Annotated in this window: 21 protein-coding genes; 10 read left to right on the plus strand and 11 right to left on the minus strand. The window is 57.4% G+C overall.

From position 1 onward, the window contains the following. Positions 1 to 45 precede the first annotated feature (45 nt). From IEX77_RS06150 to IEX77_RS06180, 7 genes are all read right to left on the minus strand, one after another. A complete protein-coding gene (locus IEX77_RS06150) occupies positions 46 to 2,403 on the minus strand; it encodes a PASTA domain-containing penicillin-binding protein (protein WP_188808159.1) in 2,358 nt (785 codons plus the stop codon). 39 nt (positions 2,404 to 2,442) lie between these two features. After that, the gene (locus tag IEX77_RS06155; RefSeq protein ID WP_188808160.1) at positions 2,443 to 2,886 is read right to left on the minus strand and encodes an FtsL-like putative cell division protein; all 444 of its coding nucleotides are present in this window, start codon (positions 2,884 to 2,886) and stop codon (positions 2,443 to 2,445) included. A 27-nt stretch (positions 2,887 to 2,913) separates the two neighbouring features. After that, a complete protein-coding gene (gene rsmH / locus IEX77_RS06160; protein ID WP_188808161.1) occupies positions 2,914 to 3,831 on the minus strand; it encodes a 16S rRNA (cytosine(1402)-N(4))-methyltransferase RsmH in 918 nt (305 codons plus the stop codon). A 195-nt stretch (positions 3,832 to 4,026) separates the two neighbouring features. Continuing rightward, positions 4,027 to 4,569, minus strand: coding sequence for a hypothetical protein (locus IEX77_RS06165; protein WP_188808162.1), 543 nt, complete (start codon positions 4,567 to 4,569; stop codon positions 4,027 to 4,029). A 185-nt stretch (positions 4,570 to 4,754) separates the two neighbouring features. Further along, positions 4,755 to 5,285 (minus strand): hypothetical protein, encoded by a 531-nt coding sequence (locus IEX77_RS06170; RefSeq protein ID WP_188808163.1) that lies wholly within the window; start codon positions 5,283 to 5,285, stop codon positions 4,755 to 4,757. A 227-nt stretch (positions 5,286 to 5,512) separates the two neighbouring features. Further along, the gene (locus IEX77_RS06175; RefSeq protein WP_188808164.1) at positions 5,513 to 6,043 is read right to left on the minus strand and encodes a hypothetical protein; all 531 of its coding nucleotides are present in this window, start codon (positions 6,041 to 6,043) and stop codon (positions 5,513 to 5,515) included. Between the two features lie 206 nt (positions 6,044 to 6,249). Beyond that, complete coding sequence (locus tag IEX77_RS06180; RefSeq protein WP_188808165.1) at positions 6,250 to 6,780, minus strand: hypothetical protein; 531 nt, start codon at positions 6,778 to 6,780, stop codon at positions 6,250 to 6,252. A 624-nt stretch (positions 6,781 to 7,404) separates the two neighbouring features. Between IEX77_RS06180 and IEX77_RS06185 the strand changes: the two genes are divergently transcribed. Further along, positions 7,405 to 7,998 (plus strand): 7-carboxy-7-deazaguanine synthase QueE, encoded by a 594-nt coding sequence (locus IEX77_RS06185; RefSeq protein WP_188808166.1) that lies wholly within the window; start codon positions 7,405 to 7,407, stop codon positions 7,996 to 7,998. Next, positions 7,953 to 9,941 (plus strand): OmpA family protein, encoded by a 1,989-nt coding sequence (locus IEX77_RS06190; protein ID WP_188808167.1) that lies wholly within the window; start codon positions 7,953 to 7,955, stop codon positions 9,939 to 9,941. The genes IEX77_RS06185 and IEX77_RS06190 overlap by 46 nt, the downstream gene beginning before the upstream one ends. A gap of 97 nt (positions 9,942 to 10,038) precedes the next feature. On the opposite strand, the gene IEX77_RS06195 is transcribed toward IEX77_RS06190, so the two are convergent. Both IEX77_RS06195 and IEX77_RS06200 read right to left on the minus strand, forming a co-directional pair. Then, the gene (locus IEX77_RS06195) at positions 10,039 to 10,335 is read right to left on the minus strand and encodes a glutaredoxin (protein ID WP_044123821.1); all 297 of its coding nucleotides are present in this window, start codon (positions 10,333 to 10,335) and stop codon (positions 10,039 to 10,041) included. Between the two features lie 72 nt (positions 10,336 to 10,407). Beyond that, positions 10,408 to 10,794: a rhodanese-like domain-containing protein gene (locus IEX77_RS06200; protein WP_188808168.1), complete on the minus strand. Its 387-nt coding sequence runs from the start codon at positions 10,792 to 10,794 to the stop codon at positions 10,408 to 10,410. Positions 10,795 to 10,921: 127 nt separating this feature from the next. On the opposite strand from IEX77_RS06200, the gene IEX77_RS06205 reads away from it, so the two are divergent. From IEX77_RS06205 to IEX77_RS06230, 6 genes are read left to right on the plus strand one after another with little or no spacing between them, the layout of a single operon-like run. Next, positions 10,922 to 13,516, plus strand: coding sequence for an FtsK/SpoIIIE family DNA translocase (locus IEX77_RS06205; protein ID WP_188808169.1), 2,595 nt, complete (start codon positions 10,922 to 10,924; stop codon positions 13,514 to 13,516). A 53-nt stretch (positions 13,517 to 13,569) separates the two neighbouring features. Next, positions 13,570 to 14,229: a LolA family protein gene (locus IEX77_RS06210; RefSeq protein ID WP_229770815.1), complete on the plus strand. Its 660-nt coding sequence runs from the start codon at positions 13,570 to 13,572 to the stop codon at positions 14,227 to 14,229. Between the two features lie 30 nt (positions 14,230 to 14,259). Further along, positions 14,260 to 15,006 carry an MlaE family ABC transporter permease gene (locus tag IEX77_RS06215; RefSeq protein WP_009432196.1) on the plus strand — a complete coding sequence of 249 codons (747 nt, stop codon included), beginning with the start codon at positions 14,260 to 14,262 and terminating at the stop codon, positions 15,004 to 15,006. Positions 15,007 to 15,019: 13 nt separating this feature from the next. Continuing rightward, on the plus strand, positions 15,020 to 15,751 hold the full coding sequence (locus tag IEX77_RS06220) for an ABC transporter ATP-binding protein (protein WP_188808171.1): 732 nt from the start codon (positions 15,020 to 15,022) through the stop codon (positions 15,749 to 15,751). 27 nt (positions 15,752 to 15,778) lie between these two features. Then, positions 15,779 to 16,444 carry a PASTA domain-containing protein gene (locus IEX77_RS06225; protein ID WP_188808172.1) on the plus strand — a complete coding sequence of 222 codons (666 nt, stop codon included), beginning with the start codon at positions 15,779 to 15,781 and terminating at the stop codon, positions 16,442 to 16,444. Continuing rightward, complete coding sequence (locus IEX77_RS06230; protein WP_188808173.1) at positions 16,413 to 17,588, plus strand: RluA family pseudouridine synthase; 1,176 nt, start codon at positions 16,413 to 16,415, stop codon at positions 17,586 to 17,588. Before IEX77_RS06225 ends, IEX77_RS06230 begins: the two co-directional genes overlap by 32 nt. 520 nt (positions 17,589 to 18,108) lie before the next feature. Here IEX77_RS06230 and IEX77_RS06235 read toward each other — a convergent pair. Further along, positions 18,109 to 18,741 carry an HdeD family acid-resistance protein gene (locus IEX77_RS06235; RefSeq protein ID WP_002682371.1) on the minus strand — a complete coding sequence of 211 codons (633 nt, stop codon included), beginning with the start codon at positions 18,739 to 18,741 and terminating at the stop codon, positions 18,109 to 18,111. Positions 18,742 to 18,953: 212 nt separating this feature from the next. Continuing rightward, positions 18,954 to 20,042 (minus strand): IS5 family transposase, encoded by a 1,089-nt coding sequence (locus tag IEX77_RS06240; RefSeq protein WP_373287898.1) that lies wholly within the window; start codon positions 20,040 to 20,042, stop codon positions 18,954 to 18,956. 932 nt (positions 20,043 to 20,974) lie between these two features. Here IEX77_RS06240 and IEX77_RS06245 point away from each other — a divergent pair. Together IEX77_RS06245 and mutS are read left to right on the plus strand one after the other, a co-directional pair. After that, positions 20,975 to 21,361 (plus strand): acyl-CoA thioesterase, encoded by a 387-nt coding sequence (locus tag IEX77_RS06245; protein WP_188808202.1) that lies wholly within the window; start codon positions 20,975 to 20,977, stop codon positions 21,359 to 21,361. A gap of 51 nt (positions 21,362 to 21,412) precedes the next feature. Next, on the plus strand, positions 21,413 to 24,073 hold the full coding sequence (mutS, locus tag IEX77_RS06250) for a DNA mismatch repair protein MutS (RefSeq protein WP_188808175.1): 2,661 nt from the start codon (positions 21,413 to 21,415) through the stop codon (positions 24,071 to 24,073). Positions 24,074 to 24,130: the final 57 nt, after the last annotated feature.

Here is a 24,130-nt window from a genome sequence, read left to right on the forward strand (position 1 = left end):
ATATACGCTGATGAGGGGAAAGGGAGAAGGGAGGAGCCGTGCGCCTTAGGAGGCGAAGCCGAGCTCCAGGACAACCTCGGTGCCGGCTGCGGCTGGCGAGCCTGCCGGTATGGACTGCCCGATGACGTTGCCTGCACCACGCAGGCGAGGGTTGTAGCCCATCTTACGCAGGAGGTAGACGGCATCCATCGCACTCATACCGACGACGGCAGGCACACGGCCATTCGTAGCGGGTAGGGAGCGAGCATGTAGTGTCGTATCGACGGCGATGAAGAGCCCAGCGTCCTTCGGCATACGAGGCGTGGGCATACCGAGCTGCGCCATCACCGAGAGGAGTGCCGAAGCACGGCCTGCGGCGATCTCCTTCGTATACGCCTTGGGAGAGGATGAGCGACGGAGCGAATCCAGAGGGATAGGATCCTCGAGTGCCAAGAGGCTCTCGGCGATCTTACGGATGATAGGAGCTGCCATCACGCCCCCACCAGCGCTGAACTGGCTCGAGGGTCTGCGGATGACTGCGATACAGGAGTACTTAGGCGCCTCGGAGGGGAAGTACGCACAGAAGGATACCTGGTGGCGTACGTGCCCTGTGGAGTCGCGGTAGCCACCATGCCCCGAGGCGAGCTGTGCCGTACCGCTCTTCCCGCTGATAGCGACGAAGGGCGAGCGCGCCTTCTTTCCCGTACCCTCGGTGACGACACGGCGCAGCATCTCTTGGATCGCCGTCAGCGTCTCGGGCTTACAGATCTGCTCACGCACGACCGTCGGCTCAAAGGTCTTGATGACCTGATCCTGTCTGCGGATCTCGGAGACGAAGTAAGGGCGCATATAGCGACCACCATTAGCGATCGCATTGAAGAAGGCCAGCGTATAGATAGGAGGCACCTGCGTCTCATAGCCGTAGGACATCCAGCCAAGGGTGGTATTGTACCAGCGGTCGGGGTTGTCGGAGCGCTTACGGATGCGTGCCTTCTCGTAGCCGTCGATCTCGAGCTTGAGGTCTTCGCCGAAGCCGAGGTTACGGATCTTCTGCACGTAGTCATCGGGGCGCGACTCATAGGCACGGGTGATGATCTTCGCCACACCGACATTACTGGACTTGATGATGGTCTGCGCGACAGAGAGACGACCATAGCCACCGTGGTGGGCATTGTGGTCACGTATGACCTTACCGCCGTACTTCCAGAGGCCGTTGCCTACGTCGATGGTATCATTGGGATGGACGACCCCGTCATCGAGGGCGACCATCATCGAGGCGACCTTGAAGGTAGAGCCTGGCTCACTCATATCCGATACGGCCATATTCACCGTCTCGTGGTAGACGCCAGGGGCGGTGCGCTGGAGGTTGGAGATCGAGACGACCTTACCCGTCTTGACCTCCATCAGGACGACGGTACCGCTCTCCGCCTCAAGGTAGGAGAGCTGCTCGCGGAGGTTGCTCTCCACGATGCTCTGGATATTCATGTCGAGGGTCGTGTAGACGCTTGCCCCGTCGACGGGGGGCTTGCTGATGGTCTGCTCATAGCGACCCATGTTGTAGAAAGAGAGCTTCTCACCGAGCTCCCCACGGAGGAGATCGTTGTAGCGAAGCTCGAGACCGAAGCGTGCCTTCGTCAGCCCGCCTTCGGTACGGTCGTAGATATGCCCGATGGTGCGGTAAGCCAGCGAACCGAAGGGATAGACACGACGGCTCTCATTCTCCGTATAGATGAGCTTGCTGAAGAGGCGCTTCTTATACCTATTGGGGCCCGTCTTATGGATGACGAAGGGCTCTGCCTGCTCGAAGGCGCGGTACTGGACGTAGGGTACGTCGGCAGGATAGACCGCGCAGTGGCGGGACTTGGTGTCGAAGCCTTGCTTCCAGCGTGCCTTGAGCTTGGCCTTAGTGAGCTTGCGGGCCGAGAGGTCGAAGGTATTGGCCATCAGCTCGGCCAGCGAGTCAAGGCCTGCCTCGTATTCGGCGCGGAGCTTGAGGATCTGCTCGCGCTTGGCCTGCTGCTTGCTATCGCCATCCTTCGGAGGGAGGGGCTGACGCAGCGGCTCGAGGGCTTCGTGCCCGAAGTCAAAGAAGAGGCGATAGACAGGGGAGGTGACGGCGACAGGGCGCCCATCACGGGCGTAGATCGAGCCACGCATAGGCTCGACAGCGCTGTAGCGTGGGGGGTTGACCTTAGAGGCCATCTCCGCATAGCGCTTGCCGTCGGGACTGAGGATGAAGAAGACAATGCGGAGCATCACGAGGACCATCGCCAGCGAGATAAAAGCCACGACCCAGGGATAGCGGTCGTGGGTGAGGCGGTGCCACTCGACACCACGCTGGGACTTGAAGAAGAGTCCACGGGCGAGGGCCTTAGCCGCCGCGACGAAGGCCTTGAGCTTAGCGGTGATTGTACGCAGGTTCATTGACGAATCTCAGTCGTAGGAAGGGGGATATACGTGGGGTTAGTGAGGCTTGGGCGTAGGATACTGGCCCGAGTCGACGAGGAGATAAGGGGGCTGGGTAGCGGGTACGAGCTGGAGCTGGTACTGGTCGACCTTGGTCGTGATGTTGTTGATACGCTCATACTCGATGAGTGCCGCCGAGGTGAAGAGGGCCTTGTAGCGGATATCCTCCAGCTTCTTCTCCAGCGAAGTGATCTCACGCAAGCTGCCCTGATAGATATAGGGCCATGCGATCATCACCCCCACGAGGAAGAGACAGTAGGCGATGAAGCGAATATTATTCCGAAGGCCGGGCAAGCCCCACAGGTCATTCTCGATCCACTCAATGAGGCCGCGCTCGCGATCCTCTTCGCCCTCATGGGCATCGGTATAGTGGGGCTCATGTGGGGTATCCGCTTCGTAGTGGCGGCTCTCGTCGGAGGGGATATATTCGTCTGGAGTCATCGGTAAGGGTAGAGGTATTGGGAGGGATCAGAGAAGCTCGGCGATACGCAGCTTAGCACTGCGAGCACGAGGATTGCGGGCGATCTCCTCGGCAGAAGGCGTGATGGGCTTGCGCGTCACCAGACGCCAAGCCGAAGCCGAAGAGCCGTAGATACGGGCATCAGCCGAGTCATCACCCTGACGGAGGAAGTTCTTGACGATGCGATCCTCGAGGGAGTGATAGGTCATCACCACGAGACGTCCGCCGGGGCGCAGGACGCGCTTCGTAGCTTCGAGGAGCTCTTCGAGAGCCGTCAGCTCGCCATTGACCTCGATACGCAGGGCCTGGAAGATGCAGGAGAGCTGCTTCTTCTCTTGGTCGGGACGCACCAAGGGGCGGACGACGGCGATGAGATCCCCGACGGTCTGCAGAGGAGCCGTTGCTCGGGCCTGCACGATACGCTGGGCGATCTTGCGGCTCTGCTTCAGCTCGCCATAGCGGTAGAGGATATCGGCAAGAGCGGCTTCGTCATACTCGTTCAGGAGGTCACGCGCTGAGCGGCCTGCGCGGTTATTCATGCGCATATCCAGCAGGGGTGTCTCGTCACGGAAGCTAAAGCCACGCTCCATATCATCGAAGTGATGGGAGGAGACACCGAGGTCAGCCAAGAGCGCATCCACCTGCCCCAGCTCCTCATAGTAGTCCATAAAGCGCTCGAGATGGCGGAAGTTCGAGGCGACGAACGTGAAGCGCTCGGTCTCCTCGGCTCGTGCCGCAGCATCGGGATCTTGGTCGAAGGAGTAGAGATGCCCGCCGTCGGAGAGGCGGTCGAGTATAGCACGTGAGTGCCCCCCTCCACCGAAGGTGACGTCGACATAATGGCCTGTGGGCTGGAGGTTCATCCCCTCGAGGCACTCCTCGAGCATGACGGGGACGTGATAGTCTACTGCTTGTACGATACTCATTGGGCTATAATGTCTTGCAAAGGTACTCAATATAGAGCAGAATCTTCATGAATTTTTCACGCCCTCCACTCTTATTTACAGCACGGGCATCGGGAGGGTGAGCAGTGCCCCACCTAAGCACACGACGGCCACCACCCCAGCGGGAGCTGGAGCGGTGGCCGTACTATATCGCGCGATGTGGCGGAGAGAAGCGGACTACTTCGTACCCGTAGCCGTGATCTTCAGATCCAATCCTTGATCGGCAAGTGCCTTGAGGATGATACCTGCTTCGCTATTAGCAAAGTGGCTCGGGGGCATCTGATCCAGAAGGTTATTAGCGACAGCAATCTCCAGCTTGAGCTGGCCGTCTTTGCGAGCGACACTGCCGAAGGGGAAGTTATGCACGGAGAGCTTGCCATCCTTTAGAGCGACCTCAAAGGTCTTCTCTACGCCGTCGACGACAGAGATGAGGGTTGCCTTTTCGCCTGTAGTCTCACCCACGATCTTGAGCTTTGAGGGAGCTACAGTCAGCCCATTAAAGATAGAAGCCTTGAAGATGTGATCTGCGACCTTGTACTCAGTGCCGCCAACGGTAATTGTCTCAGGGGAGACCGTTACGTCACTGAGATTCCACACACCAGCGAGGATGTCGGGGAAGACACATGGTAAAGGCTCTTGGGGCTCTTCTTTAGCACATGAGGTTGTGCCAAGAACGAGACTACCAAAGAGAAGAGCTACTGCCCACTGCTTGATACACATACCACTTGTTAATTATAGTTATACTCCCGACGTAGAGTAAGACAAGCGTCCATCATCTTGGGAGAGAGCAAATGTACGAAATAGCGGTAACTATGTTCCCCACCTAAGCGTAGCACGGCCACCACCCCAGCGGGAGCTGGAGCGGTGGCCGTGCTATATCGTGCGATGTGGCGGGGAGAAGCGGACTACTTTGTACCCGTAGCCGTAATCTTCAGATCGAGTCCCTGGTCTGCGATTGCCTTGAGGACGAAGGCACCTTCACCCTGAGTTAGGAGGTCTGAAGGCATCTGCTTGAAGAGGGTATTCGTGATGGAGATCTCCATATGGAGCTGGTTACCTTCGCGGACGACACTCCCGAAGGGGAGGTTATGAGCAGAGAGTTTACCATCCTTCAGCGCAAGCGTCAACTTCGTATTAACACATAAAGCTCCAGTGGTAAGCACAGCCGTCTTGCCTTTGATATAGACAAACCTGGGCTCAAAAACCAGATTAGTAAAGAGAGCACTCTTGAAGATGTGGTCTGCTACCTTATACTCCTTGCCCTCGATGGTGATGGTCTCGGGGGAAATCGTCGGCTCACCAAGATCCCACGAACCCTCCAGATACTTAATAGCGACACTTGACTTAGGTCCATTGGGGTCGTCCTTAGAGCACGAAGCCGCGCCGAGGACGAGACTACCGAAGAGAAGGGCTACTGCCCACTGCTTGACATTCATACGACTTATACATTAGATAGGTTAAAATTATGCGTTCCTAAAGAGCGGGTAAGGCAAGCATCCTGCACGCGCTCGGGGTGTGAGCGAACATACCGATAGCCCGACGAGGATATCCCTCAGGCTATAGCACTCCGTAAAGGTATCAAATAATCACACACGGCTACCACCCCAGCGGGAGCTGGAGCAGTGGCCGTGCTATATCGCGCGATGTGGCGTGGAGGAGCGAACTACTTCGTACCCGTAGCCGTGATCTTCAGATCCAAGCCTTGATCGGCAAGTGCCTTGAGGATAAAGCCACTCTCACCCTGAGTTAGGTGCTCTGAGGGCATCTGCTTCAAGAGGGCATTTGTGATGGCGATCTCCAGCTTGAGTAACTTACCCTCACGGACAACACTCCCGATGGGGAGGTTATGTACGGAGAGTTTACCTTCCTTCAGAGCAAGCTTCATGCTATGTTGAACGCAATAGCCAACGGCGCGAAGCTCAGCCGTCTCGCCCTTGATCAGGATAAATCGAGGCTCCCAACCCAGCCCAGTAAAAAGGAAAGTCTTGAAGATGTGGTCTGCTACCTTATACTCCTTGCCCTCGATGGTGATGGTCTCGGGGGAGATCGTCAGCTTACCAAGATCCCACGACCCCTCCAGATACTTAATAGCGACACTCGACTTAGGTCCATTGGGGTCGTCCTTAGAGCACGAAGCCGCGCCGAGGACGAGACTACCGAAGAGAAGGGCGACTGCCCACTGCTTGATATTCATACGACTTATTCATTAGATAGGTTAAAATCATGTATTCCCGAAGAGCGAATATGGCAAGCACCCCACTCGCACTCAGGACAGAGCGAAGGTATGAAATAGCAGTGACTATACCAAGCACGCTCCTCCTAAGCGCATCACGGCCACCACCCCAGCGGAAGCTGGAGCGGTGGCCGTGATGTGTAGTTAGATGTGGAGGAAGAAGCGGACTACTTCGTCCCCGTAGCCGTGATCTTCAGATCGAGTCCCTGATCTGCGATTGCCTTGAGGATGATCCCTGCTTCGGTCTTAGCAAAGTGGCTCAGAGGCATCTGCTTCAGGAGGTCATTCGCGACAGCGATCTGCAGCTTGAGCTGGTTGCCTTCGCGCACGACACTACCGAAGGGGAAGGTCTGGAAGGAGAGCTTGCCCTCCTTCACCGTGACGTCGAAGGTCTTCTCTACGCCGTCAACGACAGAGATGAGGGTAGCCTTTTCGCCTTCGATCTTGACCTTAGAGGGAGCTACGCTCAGCCCATTGAAGATGAAGGCCTTGAAGATATGGTCTGCGACCTTGTACTCGGTGCCGTCAACGCTGACAGTCGCGGGGGAGAAAGTGACCCCACCGAGGTTCCACGTACCTGCAAGGTCTTCGATAGCGACGCTCGTCTCAGGCTTCTTGGGTTCGTCCTTAGCGCACGAAGCCGTGCCGAGGACGATAGCACCGAGGAGAAGGGCTGCTGCCCACTGCTTGATATACATACTGCTTTGTTAATTATAGGTTAGAGAATGTGCTCCCACAGGAAAGGCGAGGCAAGCGCCCCGCGTGCTCTCGGGAGGGAGCAAAGGTACGAAATGACCTGGAGCTTATTTCACTGTACACTCCTCTGGGGAGAGCCACTCACCGAGTCATCTTTTCTCAAGAAGCTAAACGCTAATGACATACCCCGCTATATACAGACAAGCAGAATACCTAATAGTGGGGATGGGGTCAAATGCCTGAAAAAGCACTCCTGCACTCCGTACCTCTATGGGGCTCGCTTCTTCGGAGAGAAAAGCTGGGATCAGTTGTGGAGTAACTTCCGATGAGTGCGAATAAAAGGCGCGAACGAATAGCTGATAAGTTCGATCTACGTACGTGGATCTAATGACTACGTGCGTAGTCGTTTGGATTTACGTATGTAGTCTTTAAGACCACGTGCGTGGACAGAAGGAAAGCACTACAAGAGGGGGCTTTTCCCCGCACGGGAATACCACTTTTCCTTCCGCTGGATAAGGAAAATCCCCGTGCAGGACGAGGGGCCAGTGAGGGGTGTTCCTCGCCTTATCTCGGGGGAGCTACGCGAGTCGTCGTATCTTTGCACGCAGATTATCCCAACGACATTCATGTTGATCAACGAAATATTTTACAGCCTGCAGGGCGAAGGTGTGCACATGGGCAAGGCCTCGATCTTCATCCGCCTGAGCCGATGCAACCTCCGCTGCAGCTTCTGCGACACGGAGTTTGACTCGGGCACTGAGATGACCATCGAGGAGCTTCGCGACGCCATCGCCCCCTACCCTGGGCGCCGTATCATCTGGACGGGTGGTGAGCCCACACTCCAGCTCACCGAGGAGACGGTGGCTTACTTCAAGGCCCTCGGCTACCACCAGTCCATCGAGACCAACGGCACGCGACGCCCCCCCGCTGGGCTGGACTACATCACCTGCAGCCCGAAGAAAGAGGCGATGCAGCTCCTGCACCGCAACTTCCCCGACGGCGTGGGCGAATTCCGCTTCCCCGTAGGAAGCCCTGCTGACCTACCGCCAGCGGTGAGCGAGCTGCCCCCCGCTGGCGCCTATCTCCTAAGCCCCATCTTCGTCGGCGAGACGCAGAGTGAGGCGGACAAGGCGGCCATCGAGCTCTGTGTCTCCTACATCCTCGAGCATCCCGAATGGCAACTCAGCCTACAGATGCACAAGCTTATCCACATCCCTTAGCACCGCTCTGCGCCATGCTTCGGACGTCTCGTCGCCTCCTTCGTCTTTTCCCCTTAGCCCTCCTCCTCGCCCTCAGCTCTTGTGCTGGGCGCCTCCTCTCACGAGCTCGGGAAGCAGAGCGCGTGGGAGCCCACTACGAGGCAGAGCGACTCTATAAGGAGCTCTATAAGAGCACTCCGACAAAAGAGCGACAGCGCCGTGCGCTCTACAGCCTACGTGCTGCCGAGGCCGCCTATCGAGGTAGACGCTATTCCACGGCAAGGGCCCTACTGCAGCGCGCTCGACGCCTGCACCTCCCCGACAGTCTACTGCGAAAAAGCAAGCTATACACGACCTTATCCACAGAAGTGCTCCAAGCAGAAGACAGCTCTCCACAAGGGCTGTATGAGGTGGAGCGCTTCGATCATCTCCGCTCCACGCGGAGTGAGTTCGGGGTAAGCTTCACCCCCGACGGGCGAACGCTCCTCTTCGGGAGCCACCGTCCGACAGTCCTCTCCAAGAGCATATCCCCCGTGACGGGTGAGCCCCTCGGGCGTCTCTACCGTCTCGGCCAGCAGGCCGATGGCACGTGGCTCAGTGCCCCCGACAGCCTGCAGGGTCTTGCCGAAGCGACGGCTGAGCTTGGCACACCGAGCCTAAGCCCCGACGGACGACGGCTCTACTATACCTACGCTCCCCAGCACCAAGGGGAGCGCAATACGCCTCAGATCTGGGTCGCCACGCCCGACGAACGTGGCCGCTGGCAGCCCAGCGGTCCCCTTCGGCTCTTCGCCGATAGCACACGCCTCACAGCGCACCCCGCAGTCAGTCCCTCGGGCGCACGCCTCTTCTTCGTCAGCGAAGCGCCCGACAAAGCCCGCCAAGACAAGGAGCTCTACTACGTCGATCTCTATGGCGATGCCCTCGGTGCTCCCGTACCTATCACGGGAGTGAGTAGCACAGCCGACGAACTCTTCCCCTACGCCACGAGCGACAGTACGCTTTACTTCGCCTCCGACCGTGCGGGGGGCTTTGGCGGGCTGGATATCTACCAAGCGACACTTCATAGCGATGGGCGCACCACCCTCCTGCACCTTCCCTCCCCGATCAATAGTGAGGCCGACGAACTGACCTTCGCTCCCACCCCAGCGCCACAGGCTTGGCCGAGTGCGGAGCCCCTGGCCGAGGCGGGGCTTTTCGCCTCCTCACGCGATGATGCGCGTGGCCTGCCGCATCTGTATGAGTTCCGTCGCCGTCAGATGACCACGACGATCACCGGCTACGTCCTCGACCGCGAGGAGGAGCCCATCCGTGGAGCGACGGTGCGCATCGTCGGGCGTCGCCCCGACGGCACAGAGCGGCTCGTCACGACCGACAGCGAGGGGGCCTTCCGCCTCACGGTAGCGCCCGACACGGAGTACATCCTGCTGGCGAGCAGCCGGGACTACCTCAATCAGTTCGTCCGCCTGCGCACCGATCCCCAGCAGGCGCTCAGCGAGGAGTACACGGTAGAATTCTTCCTCTCCTCCCGCGTGCGCCCCGAGGCCCTGCGTGAGGTGTACTATGCCTTCGACCGTGCCGACCTACTCCCTGAGAGCACACCCGCCCTGGAGACCCTCTACCAGATGCTCACCGACAACCCCGAGGTGAAGATCCGCCTCACCGCCCACACCGACCGACGAGGTACAGCAAGCTACAATGCCCGCCTCTCCCAGCAGCGAGCTGAGTCCGTCGTCCGCTATCTCATCGGCCGAGGCATCGCCCCCGAGCGGCTGGAGGCTATGGGACGCGGGAGCGATGAGCCCTACACCGTCACGAAGCGCACTGCAGCCGTGCACCCCTTCCTCGCCGTGGGTACGGTGCTCACCCCCGACTTCATCGCCAGCCTCAGCTCACCCGAAGAACAGGCCGTATGCGACCAGCTGAACCGCCGTACCGCCTTCGAGGTGCGTGCCACACCTTAGCCCTCCACACGACACAAAGCGCCACGGGGCTACCTTCTCCAGCGTGAGAAGGCAGCCCCGTGGCGTAAATGGGGACTATAAAGGCGGAGCTATGCGCTTAGCAGCCCGAGCCGTCGATACTGCAAGCAGCACCCTCGGCAGGACGTGAGCGCAGGCCGGCATCCTCTGGGGAAAGCGTCACACGCCCATCCTCGAGTACGAAGCAGGGAATACCAGCCGCACCGCGTGCCTTGGCAGCAGCGAAAGCAGGGTCATTGTCACGGAGCTTGAGGAACGCCTTGAGCTGGCGGATATCGAGTCCGAAGTCTATCACTTCGTAGCGGGCATCGCCCTGGACCTGATCCCAGACGTACGTGCAGTCGGGGCAGGATTCCATTCCATAGATCTTGATCATTGTCTTATTATCGGGTCATTAGGCACCACGAGAGGGTGCAGTGATGAATTAAGGAGTAGGGAAGAGGTGGGCTTACTTGACTACGGGGCGACCCTCAGCCGTCCAGCGCATATAGCCGCCCTCCATATCGCGCACACGGAAACCCTCGGCCTGCATATAGGTAGCAGCTGCATTGCTTCGCTTCCCGCTACGGCAGTAGAGGTAATAGGTACGCTTCTTATCGAAGTGCTTGATGCCTTCGATGAAAGCAGGTTGGTCGAGCCAGTCGAGGAGCTGTGCGCCCTCGAGGTGACCTTCGGCAAATTCGCCAGGGCGACGTACGTCGAGGATGAAGGCCGTACTATCGGCACGAGCCGTCTCGATGAAGACCTCGGGAGTGAGTACAGAGACTTCTCCGTCGGGAGAGCCAAGAGCGCAGCTACCGAGAGCTGAGGCAAGGAGTGTCATCAGATAGTTCATATTAATAGGGTGTGATATGTAGGGCGAGGAGGACGCCTTACAGCTATATAACAAGCAATGTGGGCAAATGGCTCGCTTTCGCTAACTTTGTAGGCTACAAAGAGTAGCGACAAAGCGATAAGACATCATGGCTAAGACTTCAGGTAAGACTTCAAGTAATCCACGTGGCCGCCGCCCTGCAGCAGGGGGAGCGAAGAGGAATGCACCCTCTCCGCTTACCACGCTCTTCGGTGGCCTGAAGGATCTGATGAAGGTGAACTTCGACAACCGCCGCATCCCCACCCTCATTGGGCTGGTGCTGGCGGCGTGCTCCCTCTTCGCCTGCTTAGCACTCATCACCTTCCTCTTCTCTGGGGGGAGTGACCAGAGCCTCATCTATGCCGCTCGAGATGGCGAGGCTGCCGCTGAGCTGGGGCGCGAAGCCAAGAACATCTTAGGCCTGCCTGGGGCCCGTCTCGCGGACTACCTCTTCAACCAGCTCTTCGGCTGGGGGATTGTCTTCGCGCTCTCCTACGTCGTCTACCTCTTTGCCCACCTCATCTGGCGCCCCCGTATCGCGCCCTACCGCTACATCACGAACTTCCTCATCAATGGCTTCCTCCTGCTCTGGGTCTCCGTAGCAGCAGCAGGCCTGCAGTCGCTCTTCCCCTCGGATAGCTTCCTGCGCTGGGGTGGTCTGCGCGGTGAGGAGCTCTTTACCTATATATATAGAGGCATCGGCATCGCTGGTCTCCTCGGCGTGTTGGCCTTCACGCTACTCATCTTCGCAGTGACGTGCAGTAGCCGCGTGCTCAGCGCCATACAGAATCCTAAGGTGCCGAAGGTACCCCACGTCTCCGTCCCACGCCCCCAGGTGGGTGGCTTCTTCTCGCGCCTCTTCTCTCGCAAGAAGAAGGGCGAAGAGCCCCAGAGCGAAGAGGAGGACGAGAGCTACAGCCAGGATGAAGATGCTTGGCGTGACGAGCCTCCTATGCCCACCGATGACGAGGATATGGACGTGCAGGAGGAAGACCCTACGCCCTACGTAGTGCATACGCCTCCGACGACCACAACGGCTACGACTGCGCACACCGCAGAAGCAGCCCCAAGTGCGACATCCTTCAGCCGCACGACGACCAGCGAGCCTTCGGACGTCCCCGAGATGATCGTCGAGGAAGCGCCAAAGGATGATCTCGTCGAGGACGGTGACCGCACCGCCCCCGAGCCCTTGGCTCCTGGCATACAGCTCGCCCTCTATCGCAAGCCCACCATCGACCTCCTGCGGGACTACGAGCAGGGCGGCACGGGCATCGACATGGAGGAGATCGAGTACAACAAGCAGAAGATCATCGACACGCTCGCCAGCTTCAAGATGAACGTCACGCCCTGCAAGGCCACCGTTGGCCCCACCGTGACGCTCTACGAGGTCATCCCCGAGTCGGGTATCAAGGTCTCCCGCATCAAGACGATGGAGGACGACATCGCCATGAGCCTCAAGAGCGAGGGCGTACGTATCATCGCCCCCATGCCAGGCCTTGGCACGATCGGTATCGAGGTGCCGAACTCCACCCCACAGACCGTATCCATGCGCTCCATCCTCGCCTCACGCAAGTACCGTGAGCAGCAGGAGAAGATGGAGCTCCCCATCGGTATCGGCAAGACGATCACGAACGAGCCCTTCATCTTTGACCTAACTAAGATGCCCCACCTGCTCATCGCAGGGGCTACAGGTCAGGGGAAGAGCGTCGGGCTGAATGCCCTCATCACCTCGCTCCTCTACAGCAAGCGCCCCGAGGAGCTGAAGTTCGTCATGGTCGACCCCAAGATGCTTGAGTTCTCTATCTACGAGGAGATCGAGCGTCACTTCCTCGCCAAGCTCCCCGATGCCGAGCGCGCTATCATCACCGACATGACGAAGGTCGTGGCGACGCTGAACTCCCTCTGCATCGAGATGGACAACCGCTACCGCCTCCTGCAGACCGCAGGGCGCGCCGTGCGCAACATCCGAGAGTACAACGAGCAGGTCCGCTCCGGTGCCCTCAAGCGTATCGACGGACACGAGATCCTCCCCTACATCGTGCTCATCGTCGACGAGTTCGCCGACCTGATGATGACCGTAGGCAAGGAGGTCGAGCAGCCCATCGCCCGCCTGGCGCAGAAGGCACGTGCCGCAGGGATACACATGGTCATCGCGACACAGCGCCCCTCGACTGACGTCATCACGGGTCTTATCAAGGCGAACTTCCCCGCACGTATCGCCTTCAAGGTCTTCTCTATGGTCGACTCCCGCACCGTCCTTGACTCTCCTGGAGCCAACCAGCTCATCGGCCGAGGCGACATGCTCTTCTATCAGGGCAAGGATATGATCCGCGTGCAGTGTGCCTTCATGGATACGCCCGAGACCGAGGCTATCGTTGAATATATAGCGCAGCAGGAGAGCACCGGCTCCGCCTACGAGCTCCCCGAATACATCCCCGAAGGGGAGGAGAATGGGGCCAAGGGCTTCAACCCCAACGAGAAGGATAGCCTCTTCGACGAGGTCGCCCGCATGGTCGTACAGACACAGGTGGGCTCGACGTCGAATATCCAGCGTAAGTTCAACATCGGATACAACCGCGCTGGCCGTCTCATGGACCAACTCGAGGGCGCCGGCATCGTCGGCGTACAGGAGGGCAGTAAGCCCCGCGAGGTCTACATCAAGGACCAAGCGACCCTCGAGCAACTGCTGCAGAAGCTAAGCTAAGCCCAAGGGGAATGGGCCGTTTTATCATTACTTTATAACTTTGAGCTATGATTATGCGACGTATCATCATGACGCTGAGTGCCGCTGCCCTGCTCTGCATGGGAGCCATAGCACAGCGCAAGGCTACCCCCGCAGCCCCTACTTCTTCCGTCACTCCACAGAGCCTACTTGAGCGTGCTGAGGCCAGCCTCTACCGCACTGGGGCTACCGTGGTAGACTTCTCTACGCAGCTCCAGGACAAGGCTGGACGCAGCGCTGGTTCGACGACGGGTAAGATGCACCTCCAGGGTGATGCCTTCCGCCTCGAGTACGGGACGATCACGGCGGTCTACACCGCTGGGACGCTCACCTACTACGATAGTGCTGAGCATACCCTCACCATATCCAAGCCCTCGCAGGACGAGCTCCTGCAGATCAACCCGCTCTACTTCCTTCGCTCACGCGCTCAGGGCTTTGCAAGCCAGCTCGAGGGGAAGGTAGGTGCTACTGCTGTCGTGGCCTTCACCCCACAGCAGAAGAGCAATATCTCCCGTGTCGTGACGACCTTCCAGACGAGCAATGGGATCCCCACGCAGCTGGTCTTCACGGCTAAGGACAAGAGCGTCTTGACCGCCCGTGTCGCGAAGGTCAGCCCTCGCACAGCCTATGCCGCGAGCTTCTTCACCCTCTCGGCGAAGAGCTACCCAGGCTGCGAAGTCGTCGACCTCCGCTAAGTAAGCCCACGCCCTCCAAGTAGATACTCAATGGAATTTAAGACCCTCGCCGAGGTAGGCGAGTATACACAGCTCATGGGACGCGTCTTCACGCTGCCCATGCGCTGGCGGATGTTCTTCCGCTCCGTCATCCGAGAGATGTACAGTCTCGGGGTCGGCTCTCTCTGGATCGTCTTCATCATCTCGCTCTTCATCGGTGCGGTGATCACGATCCAGCTGTCGATCAATATGACGAACCCCCTTATCCCACGCTTCACCATCGGCTACTCCACGCGTGAGATCATGATCCTTGAGTTCTCCTCGACGGTTATGTGTCTCATCTTGTCGGGTAAAGTCGGCTCGAGCGTCGCCTCAGAGCTAGGTACTATGCGCGTCACCGAGCAGATCGACGCGATGGAAATCATGGGGGTCAACTCTGCGAACTTCCTTATCCTACCCAAGATCGTAGGCTTCATGGCCTTCATCCCCGTGCTCTCGGTCTTCTCCATGGTCACGGGTATCGTCGGGGGGTATATCGCCTGTGACCTGGCGCTCTCGATGACGCACAAGGACTTCGTCTACGGGCTCCAGCTCTTCTTCACGCCCTCCTACGTCGGCTACTCGATCATCAAGTCGGTAGTCTATGCCTTCATCATCTCCTCGGTAGCCTCCTACTACGGCTACTGCGTGAAGGGCGGGGCACTGCAGGTAGGCGCCTCGAGTACGCGCGCCGTCGTCAATAGCAGCGTCCTCATCCTCTTCTGGGACCTCCTGCTCACCAATATCCTCCTCACCTAAGCCCTTCCGTACTATGATACAAGTCAAGTCGCTCGCCAAGCGCTTCGAGGACAAGGAGGTCATCAAGGGTATCGACGCCACCTTCGAGACGGGGAAGACGAACCTCGTCATCGGCCGAAGCGGTGCTGGTAAGTCCGTCTTCGTGAAGTGTATGATCGGCCTCATCCGTCCCGACCAGGGCGAAGTCCTCTATGACGGCCGTGACCTCATCAAGATGACCAAGCCCGAGCTGCTGCGTCTGCGTCGTGAGATGGGGATGCTCTTCCAGGGCTCAGCCCTCTTCGACAGCATGACGGTCGTGGAGAATGTCCTCTTCCCTATGGAGATGTTCTCCTCCGACAGCTACGACAAGTCCTACCGCCGTGCGATGGAGCTACTGGAGCGTGTCGGCCTGGCCGAAGCCGCAAAGAAGTATCCCGCCGAGATCAGCGGTGGGATGATGAAGCGTACCGCCATCGCCCGCGCTCTGGCACTCAATCCGAAATACCTCTTCTGCGACGAGCCGAACTCCGGTCTTGACCCCAAGACCTCTACGGTCATCGACCAGCTCATCTACGAGCTCACGAAAGAGTACAATATCACGACCATCGTCAATACGCACGATATGAACTCCGTGCGTGCTATCGGCGATAAGATCATATACATCCACAACGGACTCAAGGAATGGGAGGGAAGTAGTGCCCTACTCTCCTCGCCAGATATGCCCGAGGGCGTCCTTCAGTTCATCAACGCAGGCCGCGTATAGCCTGCCCACTCCCCTTCTGACCAGCATATGTCTCTCCTCAAGAAAGATTCGCTCCTGACGCACGTCCTACTCGCTGTAGGCGCCTCCGTCCTACTCGTCGTCCTGCTCATCTACGGCCTCGACATCTACACCCGCCACGGGGACACGGTCAAGGTACCCGACCTGCGTGGTAAGACGCTCGCCGAGATGCAGCGCATCCTCGATGATGCAGGGCTGAAGTACGAGATCAACGACTCGACGTTCTCCCGCACCGCTATCCCTGGTACCGTCCGCGAGGTCATCCCCGCACCGGGTAGCGAGGTCAAGCTCGGCCGCATCCTCTTCATCGCCATCAATGGCTTCCACCAGCGCCGCCAGACGATCCCTAACTACAAGGATCAGTCGGCCCGCCAGATCCTTGCCCTGCTGAAAGGGCTGGGCTTTGAGTCCGTCGACCAGCGCGTCGTACCTGGCGGCTACGTCGGCTCTGTCGTGGGCCTGCAGACAGCTGATGGCAAGGTCGTAGAGGCTGGTACGCAGCTACCTATCGATACGAAGCTCGTCCTCTTGGTCGCAGGTCAGGTCATCGATACGCTGGGTCTCGACCGCTATATCGAGGGATACAGCAGCCAAGGCGATAGCACCGTCGTGCGCACGACACCAGCCACACCCGAGAAGAAGGATGACGGAGGCATCAGCAATGACTGGTGGTAATCCTCTGACCGACGAGGAGCTGCTCCTCGATAGCGAAGCCTGGGAAGGCGACGAAGATCTCTTCCTCCCTGATGGCACCGCCGAGGTCGAGCGCCTCGATGCCGATACTGTCTCCTATCTCCAGCATGCTGATAGCTCGCCGCTCTATGAGCACTTCCGTGTCGTAGCTGACAAGGGGCAGGCTCCTATGCGTATCGACAAGTATCTGGCTACACGCATGACGGGTAGCAGTCGTAGTCGCATCCAGCAGGCGCTCGATGGGGGCTATGTCTTCGTCGGCGACAAGCCCGTCAAGAGCAACTACCGCATCAAGCCCCTTGACGTCGTCACGCTCCAGCTACGCCGTCCCAAGCATGAGCTCGAGATCATCCCCGAGCCCATACCGCTGGATGTCGTCTACGAAGACGAGGTGCTGATGGTCGTCAACAAGCCTGCAGGGCTCGTCGTCCACCCAGGGCACGGCAACTATACCGGCACGCTGGTCAATGCACTGGCCTACTACCTGCAGGATGACCCCCTCTATGATCCCGCCGACCCCAACGTCGGTCTCGTCCATCGTATCGACAAGGACACGAGTGGCCTGCTCGTCATCGCCAAGCGTCCCGAAGCGAAGGCGCATCTGGCACGTCAGTTCTTCAACAAGACGACCCGCCGCACCTACCGCGCCCTCGTCTGGGGAAGACTGAAGGAAGCCGAAGGCACGATCATCGGCAACATCGGCCGTGATGAGCGTGACCGCCTGCAGATGGCTGTCTACCCCGAGGGCTCTCCTAAGGGTAAGCACGCCGTCACGCACTACACCCTCCTCGAAGAGCTGGCCTACGTCAGCTGGGTCGAATGCCGTCTCGAGACGGGGCGCACACACCAGATCCGCGCCCACATGCGCCACATCGGTCACCCACTCTTCGCTGATGCACGCTATGGTGGCGACAAGATCCTTTGGGGTAACCAGTTCTCCCGCTACAAGCAGTTCGTCCAAAACTGCCTCACGCTCTGTCCCCGTCAGGCACTCCACGCTAAGACGCTGGGCTTCGTTCACCCCGTGACGGGCGAAGAGATGCTCTTCGACAGCGAGCTTCCCAGCGACCTTGAGCAACTCTTAGAGCGCTGGCGCACCTACGCAGCGCAGGTCGACAACGAATAAGCATAGGGGAAGGCCTCCCCGACATAAGTCCCATACCAATAGGGCGGCACGCATATATGATGCGTGCCGCCCTATTCTATTTTAGGAGGAGTGAAGAAGCGATCTCGTGAGCGGGGTGATACCGACCTATATTGAGAGTGCTAAGGCATCACACGCCCAGCTCCCCGATATGCCTCTCCGCAGCGATACGCAAGCCCTTCGCCTTATCGCGAGTATTCCTCTTACCCAGCGGAGGGGAAAGCATCATTTTCGTGAAGAAAAAAGCGCCATCCCGTAGTGGTTTTTCCGCATCTATGCACGTAGTCTTAAAGACCAGGCACGTAAATCCAAATATCCACGTACGTAGATATTAGAGCCACGTACGTAGCTCAAAGTGGACGTAGGCGCGTCAACTATAAAATCATAATACCTCCAAAGAGTATTTAATTCTTTGGAGGTATTTTCTGCAAAAAAGCACTATAGCTCTGTAATCATAGGTATAACCATAGACTTGTGCCTGTGGTATTTTACTAATTTGCTATTATTTCGTAGCTTCTTTCACTTCTTTTTCGAGGTCTTCTATGCGGTTCTTTAAATCATCTGATAACTTTTGAGCAGAACCTTTTAACTTTTTCAGATTGAACGAAAGTATTACAGATGAAATACCTGTGGAGATAAATGCTAAACCTGTGAATACTACTAATGAGATACCTGTAAAGATAGGATTAGCAATCAAAATGAACGAGAGGATAATACTCAATACGCTCACTATGGCTAAGTTCCCCCAATTCAGTACGCCTGCTTCTTTTTCTTCGAAGGCAAAACCAAGTAGCTCAAACGAACGGAATAGCAACGTAAAACCTACTACCAATGGTAATATAAACATTGATAGGGCAGGATACATAAGTAAAAAGATACCCATTATCAATGAAATAAGTCCGCTTACCAAATACCAGCCCCAACCATTAAGATTTTTAGTATTCTGTAGGGCAAAGAAGGTTTCAATTATCCCCGATACTAAGAACGAAAGACTAAAGAGTATTGAAAGGGTAAGATAAGAATCTTGTGGTGATATAATTACCCCTATACCACAAAGAATGAACAAAATCCCTAATATAAGGGGAATGTACCAGTGTTTTACTGATCTTCTGATGGATTTGAAAAAATGCAACATAACTTTATCATTTAAAAGATAACGACTAACGACGCAAAGATAAGGATATTTTATTGATTAGCAAAATGAGACCATTGCGCAAGCCCATCTCCTTACAGCTTCCACCTTCTTGCCTCGAGAATTGGGATCTTTAGGCTGAGAAGAGGGATCCCTATATCTCCCCCTTGCCCCCTCTCGGGAGGATCATCCTCCCGAGAGGGGGCTTTTCTGGGCTATTGGGTGCTCTGGAGCACAAGAAGCCTAGGCATACGCTTCAGATTGTATGCCATAGCCTCCAAGATATTCTGTGTATGCGTTCGCTCAAGCCCTCGGTAGCGACATCGCCCTCCTGAAAACCACCTTCGAATACTCCCGAAGGTGCGCTCTATCAAACAGTGTATTTTGCTGATGCCGTTATTCAGTTCACGTTGTCGCTCTGTAAGCTTCATCCCCTTCTGCGCTTTGAGCATAATCCCATCAATCAAGCCGCGCTCAAGGAGACAAGCCGAGTTCTTCTTACTACAATAACCTTTATCGGCAAGGACACTAACGCCCTGCGTAAGCTCAGCCTTCTCTATCAGCTCGGGCAATACCACCGTATCGGCACAATTGGCTGGCGTGGTAATTATGCTCTCCACCAACCCTTGCCCATCGGTCAGCACGTGCTTTTTGTACCCGTAGCGATAGTGTCTGCCTTTGCGCACCCAACGAGCTTCCGTATCCACCCCTGGTTTGCGACTTTTTAGCTCATACTGATAAGCCTGCTCTTGGGCTTGCTCTTCTTCGGTGCGCAAGTCCTCTCGGTCGTCGGCCACTTTGATGAGGATACTCCCATCGGGAGCGTGCGGGCTATCCACAATGCTCGCATCCACAATAGCCCCTTGGTCAATACGGCTAATCCCGTGCTTCTTGAACTGCTTATTCAGCTCGCGAAGGAGCTTGTCCATAATCCCCAAGCGGGTCAGTTCAGCGCGAAAGCGACAGATGGTGCTGTGGTCTGGAGCTGGAAGGCCCATATCCAAGAGGGGGAATTCGCTGAAGAGGAGGGAGTCGTTGATCCGTTCTTCGACTTCGTAATCACTCAGGCCGTACCAGGTCTGAAGTAGTAGGATCTTGAACATCATCAAGGCATCATAGGCTGGATTTCCTGTGGCATTCTGGGTCTTTGTATACTTCTTGTTGAGTAGTGTGCGAATACCTCGCCAGTCAACGCAAGCGCTGATCTGTCGGAGGAACGAGTGCTTCATACGGTCGCGGCGCACCTGCGTATAAACTTGCAGGAAGCTCGGAGCGGATTCGGTTTGTTTGGTAGGCATAGCTATACGATTGTTTTGGTTATGAAGATACTAAATGTCAACGGCATACGAAATGGTTAAAATCCTGTACACCTTTGAAATGCCGTGCAATGGTCTCATTTATTCAGCTAAGGCATCGCACGCCAAGCTTCCCGATATACCTCTCCGAAGCGATACACAAGCCCTTCGCCTTATCGCGAGTATTCATCTTATCCAGCGGAGGAAAAAGCATCGTTCTCGTGAAGAAAAAAGCACCTTCACGTAGTGGGTTTCATTTATCTATGTACGTAGTCTTAAAGACCAGGCACGTAAATCCAAATATCCACGTACGTAGATTTTAAGACCACGTACGTAGCCCCAACTTATCTACCACTCGTCTGCAACTTTTATCCCTACGCAGAGCAACAACTCTTAGAGGTCACTTCACAAAGCTATATAGCTTTCTTCGCCATCCTATATAGCTCTACCATGCACCCATATAGCTATATATGGAATCATTGCGCAAGACCACTTCTTCATTACTCGTACCTTCTTCCTTCGCAAATCGGAGGCTTTAGGCTGAGAAGTTCGAAGGAGGAAAGTGCAAGCTGTGAAGAGATGGCCTTGCGCAATGGTCTCTTCTATATGCCGATCTAACGCGCTCCCAATTCGCTCTGGCGAAGTCCAGCTAAGCGAAGCGAGCACTGTGCGGTCTATTGCCTGCACAGTGCTCGCTTCGCTATTGGCGATCAGAGGGGACGCGTAGCTTCCTGCTAAAGAGCTCTACGCTTGTGGCTCGATAGGCAGGCACTCACACTTTTGCCGTACCTTTGCACCCGTGTGGCACCGCATTCATTCGTACAATATTATAGGGTAAGGAAGGGCCCCGCCACAGACCTTCGGCACCCCATACCGCCCCAGCCTACGGGGAAGACAAACTAATCAAGACTACTCCATTGGAATATCTATTCACCCTCGAGATGAAGGTGCGCGACTACGAGTGCGACCTACAGGGCGTCGTCAACAACGCCAACTACCAGCACTATATGGAGCATACGCGACATGAGTTCCTCGAGAGCCTGGGCGTGAACTTCGGCAAGATGCACGAAGATGGCCTGGATGCCTTCGTCACCAAAGTATCTATCTCCTATAAGAAGAGCCTGCGCAGTGGCGACCACTACCGCTCGGCACTCCGCTGTGCTATGCGTGCGCCCAAGCTCGTCTTCTATCAGGATATCCTGCACCTCGACGGGAGCCTCGCTGCACGCGGTGAGGTCGAGTGCGTCATCGTCGACAATGGGCGCCTGACCCGTGGGGAGTTCTTCGCTGACCTCCTCCGTGACGTCCTGCCCCAAGACGCCCAGTAATCCCCCCTCCTCTCCCCTATCCCCCTCAGAGTAAAGCCCCACAAGCGCACTATGGCAAAGAAGATCGCAGAGACCCCAATGATGAAGCAGTACATGGAGTTCAAGGCTAAGCACCCCGATGCTATCCTGCTCTTCCGTGTCGGAGACTTCTACGAGACCTTCAGCGACGACGCCATAGCCGCCGCTGAGATCCTCGGCATCACGCTCACCAAGCGTGCCAATGGCTCTGCGATGCACGTAGAGCTGGCGGGCTTCCCCCACCATGCCCTCGACACCTACCTACCGAAGCTCGTTCGCGCGGGGCGTCGCGTGGCTATCTGCGACCAGCTCGAGGATCCCAAGCTGACGAAAAAGCTCGTCAAGCGTGGCATCACGGAGCTCGTCACTCCAGGGGTCGTACTCGGCGACAATGTCCTCAGAAGCAAGGAGAACAACTATCTGGCTGCTGTCTGGCTCTCCAGCGATGGTGCCATGGGGAGCGTCTCCCTGCTGGATATCTCGACGGGCGAATTCGTCGTCTCCGAAGGCACCCCCGAGCACCTCGAGAAGCTCCTCAGCTCCTACCAGCCCAAGGAGGTACTCGTTGAGCGCACGAGCCGTAGCCTCTTTGACAAGGTCATCGGCTACCGTGGCTTTATCTTCGAGGTTGAGGACTGGAGCTTTGCTGTGGAGAACAACCGCCGCAAGCTCACCGCCCACTTCGGCGTGCAGAGCCTCAAGGGCTTCGGCCTCGAGCAGCGCCCCGCCTCTATCGCAGCTGCTGGAGCCATCCTCAACTATCTTGAGCTGACGAGCCACCACGAGATCGGGCACATCACCACCCTTCGGAGCATCGACCGCCTGAGCTACATGCGTCTCGATAGCTTCACCTTCCGCAGTCTGGAGATCCTCTCGCCGATGAACCGCGAGGAGGGCAAGAGCCTCCTCGACATCATCGACCACACCCAGACGGCTATGGGTGGACGCCTGCTCCGCCACTGGCTTTCCTTCCCCCTCATCGACCTCACCGAGATTCACCGCCGCCAGTCGGTCGTGACGGATCTCGTACGTACGGCCGACCTACGCCGCACGACCAGCGAGCTACTCATCGGCATCGGGGACCTCGAGCGTATGGCATCGAAGGCCGTCGTCGGGCGTATCTCCCCTCGTGAGGTACGTCAGCTGGCTACCTCCCTCGGCCAAGTCGAGCAGATCGGCTCACTCCTAGCCTCCAGCGACTCGGTCGAGCTGCAGAAGATAGCCAGCCGTCTGCAGCCTATGGGCGAGCTCATCTCCGACATCGAGCACACGCTGACCGAAGAGCCACCCGCCGCTCTCGGTCGTGGCATCACCATCGCCCCTGGAGTGAATAGCGAGCTGGACGAGCTCCGTCGCCTCTCCTCCCACGGCAAGGAATACCTCCTGGAGCTCCAGCGCCGCGAGAGTGAGCGCACGGGCATCCCTTCGCTCAAGGTCTCCTATAATAATGTCTTCGGCTACTACATCGAGGTGCGCTCCACCCACAATGATAAGGTGCCCGAAGACTGGACACGTAAGCAGACGCTCGCCAACGCCGAACGCTACATCTTCCCCGAGCTCAAGGAGTACGAGGAGAAGATCCTCGGTGCCGAAGAGCGTATCGCCAGCCTCGAAGGGCGTCTTTATAGCGAGCTTCTTGTACGCCTCTCGCGCTTCGTCCGCCCACTGCAACAGGATGCCCGTGTCATCGCCGAGCTGGACTGCCTCAGTTCGCTCGCCGAAGTGGCCGTCACGGAGCGCTACGCCTGCCCCGTCGTCGATGATGGCTTCGTCATCGATATCCGTGCTGGGCGCCACCCCGTCATCGAGAAGCAGCTCCCCTTCGGGCAGAGCTACGTACCGAATGACGTACACCTCGACAACGAAGAGACGCAGATTATGGTCATCACCGGGCCGAACATGAGCGGTAAGTCCGCCCTCCTTCGTCAGACCGCCCTCATCGTGCTTCTGGCGCAGATCGGCTCCTTCGTCCCTGCCGAAGCTGCCCACCTCGGGCTCACCGATGGCATCTTCACCCGTGTCGGAGCCTCGGACAATATCTCCCGTGGCGAATCGACCTTCATGGTCGAGATGCAGGAAGCCTCCAGCATCCTCAACGCCCTCACGCCTCGCTCCCTCGTCCTCTTCGACGAGCTGGGCCGTGGCACCAGCACCTACGATGGGATCTCCATAGCTTGGGCCATCATCGAGTACCTGCACGACAATCCCCATGGGCGCCCCAAGACCCTCTTCGCTACGCACTACCACGAGCTCAATGACCTCGAGGGTCGTCTCGAGCGCGTGAAGAACTACAACGTCTCCGCCCGCGAGATCGACGGGCGTATGCTCTTCCTTCGCAAGCTCGTCCGCGGGGGGAGCGAACACAGCTTTGGTATCCAGGTCGCACGCCTCGGCGGTATGCCACGCAGCATCACCGACCGCGCTACCGACATCCTCGGCCAGCTCGAGTCCGCTCACATCCACGAAGTCACGGGCCTCAGCACCGAGGTCAACGTCAGCCGAGCCGCTACACCCAGCGTCACAGAGCCCAACAGCAATATCACGGGTGGCGTGCAGATGAGCTTCTTCCAGCTTGACGACCCCGTCCTCTCCGACATCCGCGAGCGCCTGCTGATGGTGGACATCAACAGCCTCACACCGCTGGAAGCCCTGAATAAGCTCAGCGAGATCCAGCGCCTGCTGAAGACACCTTAGTGATTTTTACCCGCGCATAATCCGTATCCACAATAGAAAGTGCCTTGTCTATGCGAG

Source organism: Porphyromonas pasteri, assembly GCF_014647755.1.
GTDB classification, from domain to species: Bacteria; Bacteroidota; Bacteroidia; order Bacteroidales; family Porphyromonadaceae; genus Porphyromonas; species Porphyromonas pasteri.